Here is a 14777-nt window from a genome sequence, read left to right as displayed (position 1 = left end):
AGAAAGGATGAAAAAGACGATTACAGGAATAATCGCAGCGGTGTCATTGCTGGCATCGGGATTACATGCCGCAGTGTATATCTGGAACGACGCGGTTGATGCCGATTGGAATAACGCTGCGAACTGGGAAGGGAATATCATTCCTGCCGTGAATACAGACGGTGCAGTTTATAGTTCGACGAATACAATCCGGATTACAGCCGGAACCTATATGCCGGCGATTAATGTTCCGGCGATGGCCAGCGGCATGAATGTAAATCTGACCACACCGTTGTTCATCATTGACGGCGGCGCATCGTTAAGCATGAATTCAGCTACCGCCGGACTTGATGTCGGCGCACAAAATGCGACCGCTGTAACAATTGGATCGGGCGGTTCTTTAACGTGGAGCGCGGGCAGTGTCATTTCATTAGCGCGCAACAGTGGAGTCCAGACGTATAATATCAATGGAACATTCACGGTGACAGCGCCACGTTTCAACCTTGGATATATGGCTGGATACCTTATCCGTATGAATCTGGATGGCGGTACATTAATGATTAATGCGAGTGATATTTACGCGACCAGAACAGCTTTTTCAACCGTACAGACGGAACTGAACGAAATTATTCTTAATAACGGATCTCAGGTGATTCTGAACGGAACCATCCGGCAAATCGGTGAAAACGAAGGCGGATATGACCAATCGCTGGTGTTTGATATTCTGGACACTGCCAGCCGTATAACATTCAAACTTGCGACGTCAAATTCGACCAGAGATTTTCATAATCTGCAGGCTGTAGAAGACAGTCTCGGAAAATTCTTTATCAGTTCAACACTGGGCAATGATGCGTTATTTGTTACAGATAATGGTGACGGAACTGTAACAGTCGGTGCGATTCCTGAACCGGGTTCTGTCACGCTGTTTCTGGTCGGTTCAGCGGTGTCACTTGCTGCTAGAATTCGCAAATAATCAAACTCAACCGGGTTTATCGGAAAGGAGGCGTTAGGCTCCTTTTTTTTAAAATTCCGTTTCAATTGTTGAGCCATTTTTTAAGGACAGCAGCATCGCTCCGGAACTGACCGACATCATCGTTGCGTACAAATTCAATAAATGCAAAACGTTCTGTGCCCGGTTCGTCAGCCGCCTGAAAGCAGGCCGGCCAGAAGGCTTCGCCGGATTCCAGCGGGAAACGGCTGTATTCCGGCGGATTATCCCAATGATAAACGTGCAGGTTTAAAAGCCGGCCTTTGCTTTTCAATATCTCAATCTGCCGCCGCCGTTCTGCAAGATTATCCGCATGCCGCGGCTGCCAGTAGACATACAGATTCGGATGCATCGCCGCGTCCAGCAATTCCACCGTCCCTTCGATTGTTTCAGTGAACGTTCCGGGGTGAAATTCGAATCCGACTTTTATACCGGCGGCCTGCGCAACATCGGCGATCCGCCGGCTCTGCTGAACCACGGTGTCGAAATATGCTTTTGTTTTTTTCATTTTCAACGACCCGGCCCAGATACGAATCGACGGTGAGCCGAGAGCGGCGGCAGTTTTTACTACCGGTTCACACTCCGCCGGCGGAGTGTCCGGAAGATCAAAGGCGGAATAATACGATCCGTATCCGGCCACCGTCAGGCCGGCTTCACGTGTCAATTTTCCAATCTGTACAGCTTGCTGAATATCGCTGATGGGAACATGCCGGTCTCCGCCCCACTCAATGCCGGCAAGGCCGGCCTCTGCAGTCAGTTGAATAACCTCTTCCACCGTCCTGTCGCGAAACGTAACGGAACACATTCCCGGCTTAATCATTGTCAGTCATCCTGTGCAAAGTTGCATAAATTTTTTATTCGCCGGTGTTACCGCCGGTGAATTGTTCATAGCCGGTCATCGGTACGCGGATTCCGGGCTGCGCCCAGTCGACATCCAGCTCACTGAACAGTTTTTCTTCGTCGAATGCCCGGTCGATGATCTGCTCGATATTTTCAATTTCAATATGCATCGCGCCGGATTCTTCTTTTTTTTTCGATTTATACTGCGACGGAATCGCATGAACCGCCGACGATTCATGCGCACCGTTGCAACACAGCGTTTGCGAGACGGCAATATCCAGATCGCAGATAAACGCCGCTGGATCCGCCAGCCGCCGGCACAGGGCATCAAACAAATGACGATAATGCTCTTTAACCGGTGTGCGCGGCAGCGTACGTACGGTTCCGTCATTCAGTTCAATCACCGCTTCCGGGCTGGCAATATCCAGGATCAGCCGCCCTTTTTCTCCCGTGATCATCAAATCCGGCAGACGGCTGACGGAACACGCCTGAGTGGAATAGAAACAGATCGGCGCACCGCCGGCAGTTTCAATGCGCATACAGGCGGTGTCGGCATTTTCAATCGCGTTCGCTTTATACAGTTCCGCCTGCACCGTTTTAATTTCCGCAGCGTTTCCAAATTCTTTTCCGGCGAAAAAGCAAAGCAGATGCAGATAATGTGCATGGGCATTATTAAACGGACTGTCCAGCACCCACCGTCCGTTTGCTTTCAATTTTCCCGCCCAGTGGTTGCGCGCATAATACGCACTGTTGCGCAGTGTTGTTGCGCGGCCTTTGAAACTTTTTAATTCGCCGAGTACACCGTCGAGCAGCAGTTGTTTTATCTGATGAATACCCGGTTGATAAATAAACTGATATCCCACCGCCACAAATTTTCCGGTTTCCCGCGAAACCTGTTGAATTTCCCGCACTTCCTGAATGGTGGCCGCAATGGGTTTTTCAACATACACATTCGCGCCGGCGCGCATGGCGGCGATGCTCATTTCAGCGTGCAGTGCAATGCCGGTGGGAATAAAACAAATATCAATCTGATCGCGGAAGCGGTTCAGCATTTCATGATAATCGGTGAATAATTCCGCGCCTTGGCTGCGCAGCCAGTCGCACTTTTCCTTTTCTTCGTCCTGATTAATCACGGCGGCGGCGGCGATCACCGCCGCGCCGTTTTCCGCTTCGCGTTTTAATTCGGTGTAATGAACGTTGCCGTAGCCGGAGATTCCAATGATGGCCGCTTTATACATTGCACTGCTCTTTTCTATAACCGCAATCAGGCCGGTTGACAGTCATCGATCTTGTTCGCCGGTTTGCTCAGCATCAGCGGAATTACACTGCTGAAAGAAAACACCGCACAGCCGAGAAAGTACAGGTGATAATGATTAACCACGCTGCCGAACAATGTGGTTTCCCAGCCGCGCAGTGAATGCATCACACATCCACCGAGCGATACGAACAGCATAATTCCCGCGCCGATTAAAATGCGGGCGAAGGCGAAATAGGCCGCGCGGCCTTTTTCCGGCAGCACTTCCAGGCCGAAATTAATACTGAGCATCGAGTGCGTATGTCCCGCCGCGCCGTTGATCACCTGGAAGACAATAATGGCAGCCAATCCGGCCCAGGCGGATACGAGCCAGAGCAGCATGGAACAGGCGACGCTGCCGGAAATGATCATCAACGGTTTGCGCGTTCCGATTTTGTCCGTCAGATTTCCCATCAAATACAGCATCACAATGCTGACGACATTGGAGATCAGCAGAACGGGCACAATCTTGCTGAGAGTCATGCCAAAATAGTCGATCATATACAACGTAGTAAAACTCCAGAACATGGTTCGCCCGCCTGACCAGCACAGGAAAAACCAGATGTAGCGCCACAAATAAGGATTGCGGTAATTCACGCGATCCGGGTTATCTTTTTTACCGAAAAACACCGTCGTCTTCGGCTTCCGGTCAGTCACGGTGGACATCAGGAACATCGCGATGAGCGTCGTGATGGTCATGTAAATGAAAAGGAACATATAGGTTAAAAATCCGGGACGCCAATCAGCAATCCGTCCAAAAAACACCAGCATGATCATTCCGCCGAGGACGGCAATAATCCACTTCATGCTGGTAAACCAGCCGCGCAGACGGGTCGGTGTTAAATCGCCGATCCAGTTGGTTTCCACATTCAACTGCATGCCGGTGGTGCCGGAAAGTCCGAACACAAACGCAATATAGAGTACCAGATACACGCCCATGTACGCCGGCAGAATATTCGCCAGCACCATCGTCACCGCCAGCAGCGCACTGGCAATTGCACCGCCGAGCAGCGAGATATTCATCGCCTTCCGGTTTGATCCGTAGAACCGCAGCAGCAGCGAACCGATCCACTGCGTAACGGATTGCGACTGGCTCATGCCGGCAAACAAAATTCCCTGCGCGATATCCGTCCCGCCCATTGCGCGGATAATCACATTATGAACCGGGCCAAACGCGCTCTCCTCACTTTGATACATAATCGAGGCGATCCCGAATTTAATCCGGTCCCGGTTTAAAATATTCTTATCCGTAATATGTCCGCACAAATCCTCCTGATCCGGGGAAAGCTGCAGTTTTTTCTCTCTGCGTTTAAACATCACGTTCTGCTCCTTGAATAATTGCTGATTCAGTTTTCACTACCGGCACATTTCTGCACGGCCGGCAGCGACATTTCATGAGGTAACATTTCAATACTGAAACCGGCCGGCAGATCCGCCTCATAAATAATCTGCCCGTTCTCCAGTGTCCATTGTAAAACAACGGTGGCATCGCCAACCGGAATGGATGCCCGGCACCATTCTAAACCGGTGTCAACAAACCGCAGCGAAACCATTTTGCGAACCGGATCAATCTTATACACACCCAGAATATCCCGCAGCAGAATCACCGTAATATGCGAGGCAAAACCGTGACACAGGCTGGCCTTGTCATCCACCATTTCCCACAGCGTGCCGGTGCGCTCCGCCATATACATCAGATATTCCACCGCTTCGTTAAGAATCTGGCGGCTGAGTCCCGCGTCCGACAGCAGTTCCAGCCGCAGCATATTTCCGATAAACGCATTGGCGGGATGAACTTCATTAAACGCACCGGCCTGCGCCCGGTCCGGCCCGAACTGATCCCGCAGTCGCGCCCATAATTCCGGATGGCTCTGCCGTGTTGCAACGCCGAAGAAAAACGCAAAATACTGGCAGACTTCCGTCCGGTTCCGGGAAACCTCAAGCACACCATTTTCGTTGCGCACCGCGTTGTCGACAAAAAACTCCCCGTCAAACGACTGCTGCCGGATTGTTTCGCGAATTAACTCCGCTTTCCCGCTGAATTCCGGCAGATTGTATAATTCCGCCACCGCATCCAGCATGCCGGCGTACAGCATATTACTCGGATAATTAACGTCCTGTGTAAATTTATTTGCCATTGACCATTCAACAAAAACCCACCCGTCCAGTTTTTCCAGCAGGCCGTCGGCATTTTCAAACGGTGTAAAATAATCGAGGAGGCTGAACACTTTCGGTTTTAATTCGTCGATCAGCGGCGCATCGCCGCTACGCAGAAAATATTCCCGGAGTTCAATTACAAACCACATCGCCCAGTTCGGGATAAACCGGCCGTAACGGTCCTGTTCTGCGCGCGGATAATGATCTCCCGGATAACTCATCGGCAGCATGCCGGCGGGCATATAACGGAAATGTTCCGGCCGGCTGTAATTTTCAAAAAACACTTTTTCAACGCGTGTATCGCCGGAAAGCGCCAGCGCCGAACGTGCTGTGAAAAACGAATCACACAAATACGCAGCGCGCTCGCGGGACGGGCAATCCATGAAAACATCGGTGGCATTTTGCGCAAATGTGTTTCTGCCCGCTTCAAACAGCTGTTCCAGCCGTTTATCCGAAGCCTGAAACACCGCCCGCCGTGTGTCCGTGTTTTCAAACGACCGGATGCAGATGTTTCCCACCGCGCCCGCGCCCTGCAGCACCATAAGTTTTACATAACGCATCGTATACGGCTCGAACGATTCCAGTGTGTAAACGCCCGGCGCCAGCGTATAGGAAATCACATTAACACAACCGCCGCGGTTGAATTGAATCGCACTGTCAATCAGGGTTTCATCGAACACCAGAAAAATCCGGGCGGTCTCGCGGCAGGTGAATGTAAAAAAAGGAAACCCGGTGAGATTCCGCCCGAAATCGAACTGTAGAAACTCGCCGGCGGCAAGAGTAAACCGGCTCTCCGGCGGAACCGCCTGTCCGGTGCTTTCTGTCGCGACGATTTCCGTCTGTTGCATTTCGGTGGAAAGCACCGAGTCCAGCTCGCTTTCAGAAAAACCTTTATAGTTCGGGCCGATGCCCGTCAGACTGCGGTCTTTCCACAGCGATTCACGGCATACATTCTGAATAAAGCGCCCTTTCGAATGCAGCCGCTTCGCCGGCGTTGTATAAAAATCAAAATACGGCACGTGGCGCGGCAGCCAGTGAAATTCAGGAAACTCATCCAGCTCAACTTCAGCGAACGGTGCCTCCGGCAAACTCATCCAGCTGTTCCAGCCCGGTGAAAACGCGTACTCTTCAATGAATGCCCGCATATAACTGTAGCGCTGAACCTTTTGTTTCCGCTCCTTAATCACCGTTGCCGCAAAGGCTTGTGCTCCGCGCCTGCCGGTCGCAGCCAGCAATTCATTTTCCGCCGCGATTTCCGCCTGCAAAAATGACGGCTGATCAATAATACTGTTGCCGTTTATATTATAACCGGAGACCTCGATAGAGACGACATTTCTGCCCGGCCTGAGCCAGGCGGAAAGATCGTATTGATCCACACGGTGTTCACCCAGCGGCCCGCGCGCCGGGCCGCAACCAACGAATTCCCCGTTAACGCGCAACCGGTAAAATGAATACGCCGCCTGCCGAAGTACCACCGGCGTCTGTGCCGGCGCAGTGAACACCGCCCGGAACCCGGCCATTAGATTCATTTCTGTGTTCAGCCCTGCCGGCCAAACCGGTTTGGCCCAGCGAAATGCCGCAGTTTCTTTACATAACATGGATCAATTTTTTCCTCAAAATTTACTGCAGCCGCCGGCCGGCAGGTTTTTTCGTAATTGTTTTTATGAACAATGAATCCGCCGGCGCCACAGCATACAGTATATGCCCGCCACCAGCATCAGTCCGCTCGTTACAGGCTCAGGAATCGCACGAATTGTTACGGTGTCATCACCATTATCAATAACATACAGTGCGTCGTTGCCGAGGTTTGTACGTTATCAAAAAATCACAAAATTCGCAAAGTTCAATAACGATTTTCTGCATTGTTCACCTTTGTTACCTTCTATAAAAAATCTATTTCTATCTGTTTATATTCGCGGTAATTTTTAAACCGTAACCATATTAAACGCATTTACTATAATACCGAAACTGCGGATTTCCAAAACCAACACCGCACCGGACGATCGAATATCGACCGTCCGGCGGATTTTTTATATCTGTTTTTGTTAATGATGAATACGCCGGCGATAGATCATCAGTGTCATCCCTGAAATCAGGAATATTGAAATCGTTCCCGGCTCAGGAACTGCGATGACGGTCACGGTGTCATCACCATTATCAATGGCACGCAATGCGTCATTCCCCAGCGTTGAACTGATAAAGAATTCACCGAAGCTGTTTGTTACAGAAGCATAAGTAGCAAAGTCTCTCACTGCATTTTTTGACAGTTTAAATGTGATACTGCTGGCTGTGTCTTTTATATCAAATTGCACGGTTTGATAAGCCCCTTCCGCTTCTCCTGCCATGCGGAATATTCCCTGGTTAATAAACTGAGATCCGTTATCAAGAGTAATCCGGTTAAAATCTCCGGCTGAAGCAAACGTGCTTCTGGTTGTGTAAATTTCGGTGCCGGTTGATATAAATGTTCCCCCGTCTAAATTTATATGTGAAAGAGCTCCGACCTGATATCCTAAATTCAACCGAGGAGTAGACACTGTGAATGTCCCGTTGATATTATATGTTTGCACACCGGCATTTCGCCCGAAGGTAAGCGACGTAGCTACTGTCCACATTAATGAACCACCGGGTTCCACCGTCACAGCGGTCATATCGGTCGCGCCAATGTAAGAGTTGGCATCATACGAAGCCATGCTTAGTGATGCCCCGCCCTCAATGATGAATATCGGTGTAGTCAAATTGACATTGTGACTGCTGGCAAATGTGGGAACATTGATTGTGGGGGCAAAATTTCCGGTTTTAATTCGAATCGTATTGGCGGCGTTGATAACAGAGCCGTTTGCATCCGTCACGGGGATTCCACTCGCTTCCCAGTTATTTATGTCGGCCCAGTCGCCGTTAACACTGCCGTTCCAGATATATTCTGCGGCATGTAGGCCCGATGCCAGCAATGACACCGTCACTATTATACTTGTAATCGCTCTCTTCATCTTGTCCTCCTTCTCCTTATTTCCCCTCTCGCTTACACTGGAATCTGTCCTGTATACTTATTTTTTCGGAGACAGATTCTGTGTCCTGACCAGCACCTCACTGATCATTTTTATCTAAAAATTCTTTCCGTTAATTTTTATACTCTTTAATTCATAATCAGTTCAATGACCGGAACTTCACCGCCGGTGGGCAGCGACACCGGCAGCAGCAGCGTTAAAGCGCCTTCGATCATGCTGATGTTGCAGTTATAATGCACCTCTTTGCTTTCCTTTTTGAAACAGATCTCACTGCCGTCCGCCAGCAGTTGTGCATAGCGCACTTTTCCCGCCAGTCCGGGCAGGTGGATGTGTTTGAACGGCCAGGCGAAAAGATGCAGATAAAGCCGGCGGGTCACCGGGTTCCATGTGTAACGGCAGTCAAGCGGCGCCTGATATTCTTCCGGCGCGGCACCGCAGCCGTAAATTGCACGGGAATTAAAACGCATCCATTCGGCGAATCCGTTCAGACAGTTTAACGCCCGGTCGTCAATATAACCGCGCGCGGTCGGGCCGACATTCATCAGCAGGTTTCCGTTGCGTGACACATGATTGACCAGCATTTCAATACACATCTTCGGTGTCTTCCAGCTGGTTTCATCGCGGTGGTATCCCCAGGATCCCGAAAAGGTCTGGCACCCTTCCCACAGCGCCGGATTGCCGTCTTTGTCGCGCATCGGTGCGTCCGGCGTATACTGCTCAGGCGTTGTGATGTCACCGGCTTCAGGCAGGTCGATCCGGTTGTCGATCAGCACATCAGGCTGGAGTTTGCGAATCAGCTGGATCAGTTTTTCAGATTCCCACTCATTGCGGCCTTTCCCGCGGTCAGGATAAGAATAGTCAAACCACAGGATGTCAACTTCCCCGTATTCCGTCAGCAGTTCAGTCACCTGATTGCGCATATATTCCGTGTACCGTTTCATGTCGCGGCCTCTATTGAGCTTTTCGCGGTCGGGATGATCCCACAGCGGATGTACCGGATCGATAGTAAAGTCCGGATGATGCCAGTCGATCAGTGAATAATAGAGTCCGATCCGCAATCCCTCTGCCCGGAATGCGTCCACCACTTCGCGCAGCAGATCGCGGCCGGCCGGCGTGTTCGTTACTTTGTAATCGGTGTATTTTGAATCCCACAGACAAAATCCTTCGTGATGTTTGGCTGTAATCACAAAATATTTCATGCCCGCTTCACGCGTCGCTTTGGCCCAGGCTTTGGGATCAAACAGATCGGGATTAAACAGATCAAAATAGACCTGATAGTGCTCAGCCGGAATCAGTTCACGTTTAAGAATCCACTCGCCTCGCGCCGGCAGCGCATAAAGTCCCCAGTGAATAAACATACCGAACCGGGCTTCGGTGAACCACCGGCTGTCACCTTTTTTATACTTTCCCATAATGTTTTCTTTTCTGTTTATTTTTGTTGGTTATTTAGCTCCGGATGCCGTGATGGTTACGGTGCGATCCGTTCTGTTCTCTGTTACAACCAGCGCCTCATTGCCAAGAGTTGAGCTGATAAAGAATTTGCTGAGCGCTCCTTCGACCGCACTGATATGGCAAAAGTCCCGCACCGAATTGCCGGAGAGTTTAAATGTGACACTGCTGGCGGCATCCTGAATATCAAAAACCAGCGCCTGATGCGCCTTATTGCCAAGAATCAGTTCGTTCTCGCCGATCACCCGGAAAATTCCCGTGGTAATAAATTTAGCACCGTTGGTGAGGATAACTTTGTTGATGGCGGCCTGCTCGTTGGTATATCCGGACCGGCTGGCATAGATGTTTACTGTATTGAGCTCCAGTGTACCCCCGTCCAGATTAATCTGCGAAAGGCGGCCGGCGGCGTAGCCGAAATTAATCCGCGGCGCTGTGAGCGTGAATGTTCCGCGAATATTATAGGTTTGAACACCGCTGTTGCGCCCGAACGTAATGGACGAGCTGGCACTCCACGCCAGCGAACCGCCGGATTCCACCGTCACGCCGGTAATATTTTGCGCACCGATAAACGGATCGGACGAAAACGCGTTTATATCTAACGATGCACCGTTTTCTATGATGAACACCGGCGCCGTCTGCGTAACATTGCTGCCACCGGCAAATGAGGGCACATTTTTGGTTGGCTGATGTTTACCCGCCTGAATCCGAATGGTATTGGCGGAATTAAACACCGCACCGTTTTCATCCACCGCCGGAATTGATTTTTCCTCCCAGTTAGCGGCATTCTTCCAATTATTATCGACACTGCCATTCCAGACATAATCCACCGCCTGCGCGGTAAATGCTATTACAGTAACAACCGGAACAATTGATTTTAGAATTGCTTTTTCCATTTTATTTTCCTTTCTACTCTTCGCTTATCCAATAAGTGATTCCCGGGATGCTGACGCTGTCGCCGGGGCCGATATGGCTCACCGCATATGTCCGGCCAAAATATTGGCGGATATTTGCCACCGGCACCGTGAATGTAATTTTTTGCGTGTCGCCGTTATCTGTAACCGTTTTCACCTGCGTCCACCGGTCGCCGAACAGACACCACAGACCCGGCTCGAAAAACCGGTCTTTATGCGCAATATCAAGCACCATCGGATAAATCGCGGTGCCGTTCTCTTCTGCATTTTGCAATATCTTGATCTGATGCCGCGCCGGCAGATTAAGCGTCAGGCGGGTTGCGCCGTTCCCCAGCGCGTCCACTTTTTTAATCGTCCACACGGTGCGGTTTCCGACGGCATGGTTCATGAACAACGTCCGTCCGACCGCTGCCGACGGCACTTCAAAATCCACCACAATGCTGGCCATCTGTTCTTCACGCAGATCAACGTTCACACCGCCGGGATGAGCGGTGACCGTCCCCGCCAGCGTTGCTTCCGTTGCATTCACCACCGCGGTTCCCGCCTGAATCTGCGAACCGTCGACCATCATCATGGCGCGCGGAATCCGGTTGGCATCGTATGAAATGACTGCGACCTGCCCGTCCACGGTTATCTGCCGGTTCTCAATCGTCATTTTTCCGGGAGCTGTGGCGGCCATAATAATATCAAAGCCCCGATCCGTTTCGACTTCCACCGCCGCCGGTGAGTTATTGCCTTTAACCGTCAGCCGCTGCGCCTGGCGGACACGTCCGGCATTCCCGCTGTAGCCTTCAATCACACTGGTGAATATACTCTGCAGCGGTGCCGTTCCCGTTCTCCGTGAAACTAATTTGTGCATTTTCCGTTCCAGATCCGGCGATGAATTGGTCTTCTCATACCGGTGTCCCGGCGCCAGCCCGACCCACACTGTTTCTGAATCTTCCGGCAGCCGGAAAACTTTCAGTTTTTTGTTCTGCTCGCCGCCGAGATCCCACACGGCATTCCACACTTTTTTGTTTTCAACCCTGGCGGTTTTCAGGGCGGTGATGTGCTCATATCCGGTGGACTTTTCCGAACTCGCACCGGTCGTCATATCCCGCAGCGTTCTGGTTTGGTTGGACAGTGGCGCCAGCGTCAGATTTTCGGTGAAAAAAGATTCCACTGGTTCAAAAATTCCGGACTGGGCATGCAGAAAATAGTCGTGCATTTTCCCGCCGGCGACGTGGAACACATCCACCGCATAGCGCGGCTGCTGCGGATTTTCTGTTGAACCGACCAGCACGAGTGTGCGCCGGAAATCCTGATTATCAGGATAGGTGTGTCTTGACCGCGCCTGCACGGTGGAAAATTGCGGAGTCTCCGCCCAGACAATGGGGTCGCCCATAGAATCAATGCGCGGATGATTCACCGCATCAACCACCACGGTGTTGTGCGCTGCCGCCGTCGCCCGCCACCAGGTTTCTCTGATATCCTGACGGTCGATCACATAGCCTAAATCCGTCATGAGGAGCTGATTTTCATTCCAGAAAATAATGTTGAGCATGTCGTTATGCGAATGGCCGTCGCCGGTGCTGCCCCAGTTCAGCGCGGTTAGAATTGTATTCGTGCCGGTTCCGGCGCGCAGTATGCCGACCCCCCAGCTGGGATGCACCGTGCTTTCCCCCTCAACGATCCCATCCAGCGTGTCATGATATGTATCTCCGAGCGGCATCACTTTTCCGTTCGGCAGACTCAGATCATACGGCGCCGTCATACACCGCTGCACGAACGCTTCCGTGCCGAAGTTCAGGTTTTCAAACCGCGTCCATTCCGGATCGGACGGTGTATACCCCGCCGGATCCGTATAACCGGTAATCTCGGGAATCAGCTTGCGCAGGTGTGAAAGAATCATTTCCTGATACGCCGGCGCGCGTTCATGCATCAGCCCGTCGGGATAAAAATACCGGCCGAACAGGCCGAACATACCGTCGACACCTTCAAAAATTTCGTGAATCGCATCGGCGCCGCGCAGCACCCGCTCCTGACCGAAATCGCGTTCATACACAAAATCGTGCAGTTCCAAATCAGGAAAAGTTTGCACCGCTTTAAAAATATCTGCACGGCATTGAATGGATGGATTTCCCAAGCCACCGGACTGTTTATAATAAGCAAACGTGGCGTAATTCAGCATGTGCTCAATGAATTTTTTATATGCTATCCGGTCTTCTTCGGTGACAACGCCGGTCGCCTGAAGTTTTTCAAACGTCTCACACATCCGGCTCGGCCAGGCGTAATCGCCGAAATGTCCCAGTTTCCCCCAATTGGCCGGATTCGGCCAGCCGGTAACGTACGTGAGCGCATCGTCGTCCGAAAGTTCATTGGAATAATACTCCCCGTAATATTTATCGCCGGCGATATGGCGTCCGGTACGGAAAATATTATTCTGATACATCTGGGCGTACGCCAATAAAATATCCAGTGTGCTGCGCGCCAGTTTCGGATCGTTACGGGTTTCCGCCAGCGGCGCCAGATCTCTGGCGGTGTATAATGCGTGCAGCGATTTATAATAACGCAGACGCGGTGTGAGGAAAAACCGTTTACCGTCCGCACTTTGATGAAATTCCATCTTTTTCCCGCGCACAATTAACTGCCCGGTGTTCGGAAACTCTTTGCCCGGAAAACTTTTTTTGCAGGTTGGACAGGTGAAAATATCGGGTTCCGATAGCGACCAGACATCCAAATCCTTTGGACGGGTACCCTGCGCATTATATTGAATCGCCTGATTATATTGTTCGCACTTTGGGTTCGGACATGCCACCCGGTTGTACGTCCAATCAGTAAGCGCACCGCCGGATAGATCAATGTAGATATCAATCCATTCTTTTGATCCTATCGCCGGCAGAGCGATAAGCTCTGTCTCTCCAAAAGGAACCGCGCGGTTTAATATTCTCACCTGATCAATATATCCGGGAAACGCCGCATAACCCGCAACTCCCCGTTCTCCGATTGCAACAACGCGTCCGCCCGGTGTAATTTCCTCTCTGCCCGCATGAGTTTCTTCGCCGACAATTTTATTATTCACACAAATCCGGCCGTATCCGTTTCCGTCATATACGAATGCGATATGATACCATTTCCCGGGAGTGAATGCGACGGCTTTCGACCGGTACATTGAAACCCCGCCGGTGTCACCGAATCCCAGATACACCGTGATCATGTGCTCCGTGCCTTTCTGGTCGAGGCGAATCATATAATCGCGCATGCTTTCCTGAACATGCTGGCCTGTGATCGCCATTTTATCAATCAGATAGGCGCTTTTCGTTTCTGCAAGCTCCGGCTTGGGATTAATCAGCAGCTCAATGGTAAACGCACCGACTGGTGATAAGGAAGCATGATAGCCCGCCGTGGCGCCGCAGCGTCCCTGCCCCGAAAAACCTTCTAGACACGATCCGAATTTTCCATTAGAAGAAAATTTTCCTGCACCCTGAAGCGTGAGCGTGTGTCCGTTGCCGGACGAATCCTGCGTTTCTTTGCCGGGCATAAACTGCCATAATGCAATCACATCCGGCCCGGTGGCATTCGTGCCTTTATACAGGGTGATCCGGTATTCGCTGTCGAATGCGAGCTGGAACGATAATACAAATTCAGTCGGCAACAGTAATAAACATAGAAAGAATCTCATATTTTTCATTATTCTACTTTCCGAGTCAGCTTAATCACTTTGCTTCCGAGTAATTCTCAAAAACTTGCGTGTTCCTCTGTGTGATATATTTTCTCTACCCCATGCCAATGTCTCTTCCTTTTGTTTTTATTGATGGTTATTTATTTTTGTAACTGAATGGTAACTTTTATTTTCTCATTGTCAAGGCAGATTGTAAACTTTTGTAACCGAACGGTAACTTTTATTTTCTCGTTGTCGAGGCAGATTATAAACTCAGGTATCCGGTTGGAGTTACAACCTGCCGTTCATCCAGTGGGTTGTACAAAACGCCAGTCGACGCCCTGCCATTCTGGCACAAAACATTATCAGACTTCTTGTATGTTTCCATGCATGCTATCTTTGATCTCCTTTCAATGACACTTCGGTTACTGAAGGGCTCACTGAAAGAAGTGAGACTACACTGTGTGATCTACCTTAAAAACTAGGCAACGGATTTTAAATCTGTCTTGTTTTC

Annotated in this window: 9 protein-coding genes; 1 reads left to right on the top strand and 8 read right to left on the bottom strand. The window is 50.6% G+C overall.

The window, feature by feature from the left end; genetic code table 11:
- Positions 1-7 precede the first annotated feature (7 nt).
- Positions 8-952 (top strand): hypothetical protein, encoded by a 945-nt coding sequence (locus WC959_03995; GenBank protein ID MFA5688293.1) that lies wholly within the window; start codon positions 8-10, stop codon positions 950-952.
- 61 nt (positions 953-1013) lie between these two features.
- Here the strand turns inward: WC959_03995 and WC959_03990 are convergent, their stop codons facing one another.
- The 8 genes from WC959_03990 to WC959_03955 form a co-directional block, all read right to left on the bottom strand.
- A complete protein-coding gene (locus WC959_03990) occupies positions 1014-1787 on the bottom strand; it encodes a sugar phosphate isomerase/epimerase family protein (GenBank protein MFA5688292.1) in 774 nt (257 codons plus the stop codon).
- Between the two features lie 34 nt (positions 1788-1821).
- Positions 1822-3045 carry a Gfo/Idh/MocA family oxidoreductase gene (locus WC959_03985; GenBank protein ID MFA5688291.1) on the bottom strand — a complete coding sequence of 408 codons (1224 nt, stop codon included), beginning with the start codon at positions 3043-3045 and terminating at the stop codon, positions 1822-1824.
- Between the two features lie 26 nt (positions 3046-3071).
- Positions 3072-4418: an MFS transporter gene (locus tag WC959_03980; GenBank protein MFA5688290.1), complete on the bottom strand. Its 1347-nt coding sequence runs from the start codon at positions 4416-4418 to the stop codon at positions 3072-3074.
- A 29-nt stretch (positions 4419-4447) separates the two neighbouring features.
- Positions 4448-6856 (bottom strand): hypothetical protein, encoded by a 2409-nt coding sequence (locus WC959_03975; protein ID MFA5688289.1) that lies wholly within the window; start codon positions 6854-6856, stop codon positions 4448-4450.
- A gap of 447 nt (positions 6857-7303) precedes the next feature.
- Entirely contained in the window at positions 7304-8245 is a 942-nt protein-coding gene (locus tag WC959_03970) for a PEP-CTERM sorting domain-containing protein (protein MFA5688288.1), read from the bottom strand.
- A 146-nt stretch (positions 8246-8391) separates the two neighbouring features.
- Positions 8392-9675 (bottom strand): alpha-L-fucosidase, encoded by a 1284-nt coding sequence (locus WC959_03965; protein ID MFA5688287.1) that lies wholly within the window; start codon positions 9673-9675, stop codon positions 8392-8394.
- A gap of 30 nt (positions 9676-9705) precedes the next feature.
- Positions 9706-10605 carry a hypothetical protein gene (locus WC959_03960; GenBank protein ID MFA5688286.1) on the bottom strand — a complete coding sequence of 300 codons (900 nt, stop codon included), beginning with the start codon at positions 10603-10605 and terminating at the stop codon, positions 9706-9708.
- A 13-nt stretch (positions 10606-10618) separates the two neighbouring features.
- The gene (locus tag WC959_03955; protein MFA5688285.1) at positions 10619-14293 is read right to left on the bottom strand and encodes a LamG-like jellyroll fold domain-containing protein; all 3675 of its coding nucleotides are present in this window, start codon (positions 14291-14293) and stop codon (positions 10619-10621) included.
- Between the last annotated feature and the right edge of the window lie 484 nt (positions 14294-14777).

This window comes from Kiritimatiellales bacterium (genome assembly GCA_041656295.1).
In the GTDB taxonomy this organism is placed as follows: Bacteria; Verrucomicrobiota; Kiritimatiellia; order Kiritimatiellales; family Tichowtungiaceae; genus Tichowtungia.
The sequence above is the reverse complement of the archived record's forward strand: the minus strand, read 5'-3'. Positions and strand labels throughout refer to the sequence as shown.

Coding starts and splice junctions, on each gene's coding strand:
- WC959_03995 (MFA5688293.1), top strand. CDS start 8: ATGAAAAAGACGATTACAGGAATAATCGCAGCGGTGTCATTGCTGGCA.
- WC959_03990 (MFA5688292.1), bottom strand. CDS start 1,787: ATGATTAAGCCGGGAATGTGTTCCGTTACGTTTCGCGACAGGACGGTG.
- WC959_03985 (MFA5688291.1), bottom strand. CDS start 3,045: ATGTATAAAGCGGCCATCATTGGAATCTCCGGCTACGGCAACGTTCAT.
- WC959_03980 (MFA5688290.1), bottom strand. CDS start 4,418: ATGTTTAAACGCAGAGAGAAAAAACTGCAGCTTTCCCCGGATCAGGAG.
- WC959_03975 (MFA5688289.1), bottom strand. CDS start 6,856: ATGTTATGTAAAGAAACTGCGGCATTTCGCTGGGCCAAACCGGTTTGG.
- WC959_03970 (MFA5688288.1), bottom strand. CDS start 8,245: ATGAAGAGAGCGATTACAAGTATAATAGTGACGGTGTCATTGCTGGCA.
- WC959_03965 (MFA5688287.1), bottom strand. CDS start 9,675: ATGGGAAAGTATAAAAAAGGTGACAGCCGGTGGTTCACCGAAGCCCGG.
- WC959_03960 (MFA5688286.1), bottom strand. CDS start 10,605: ATGGAAAAAGCAATTCTAAAATCAATTGTTCCGGTTGTTACTGTAATA.
- WC959_03955 (MFA5688285.1), bottom strand. CDS start 14,293: ATGAAAAATATGAGATTCTTTCTATGTTTATTACTGTTGCCGACTGAA.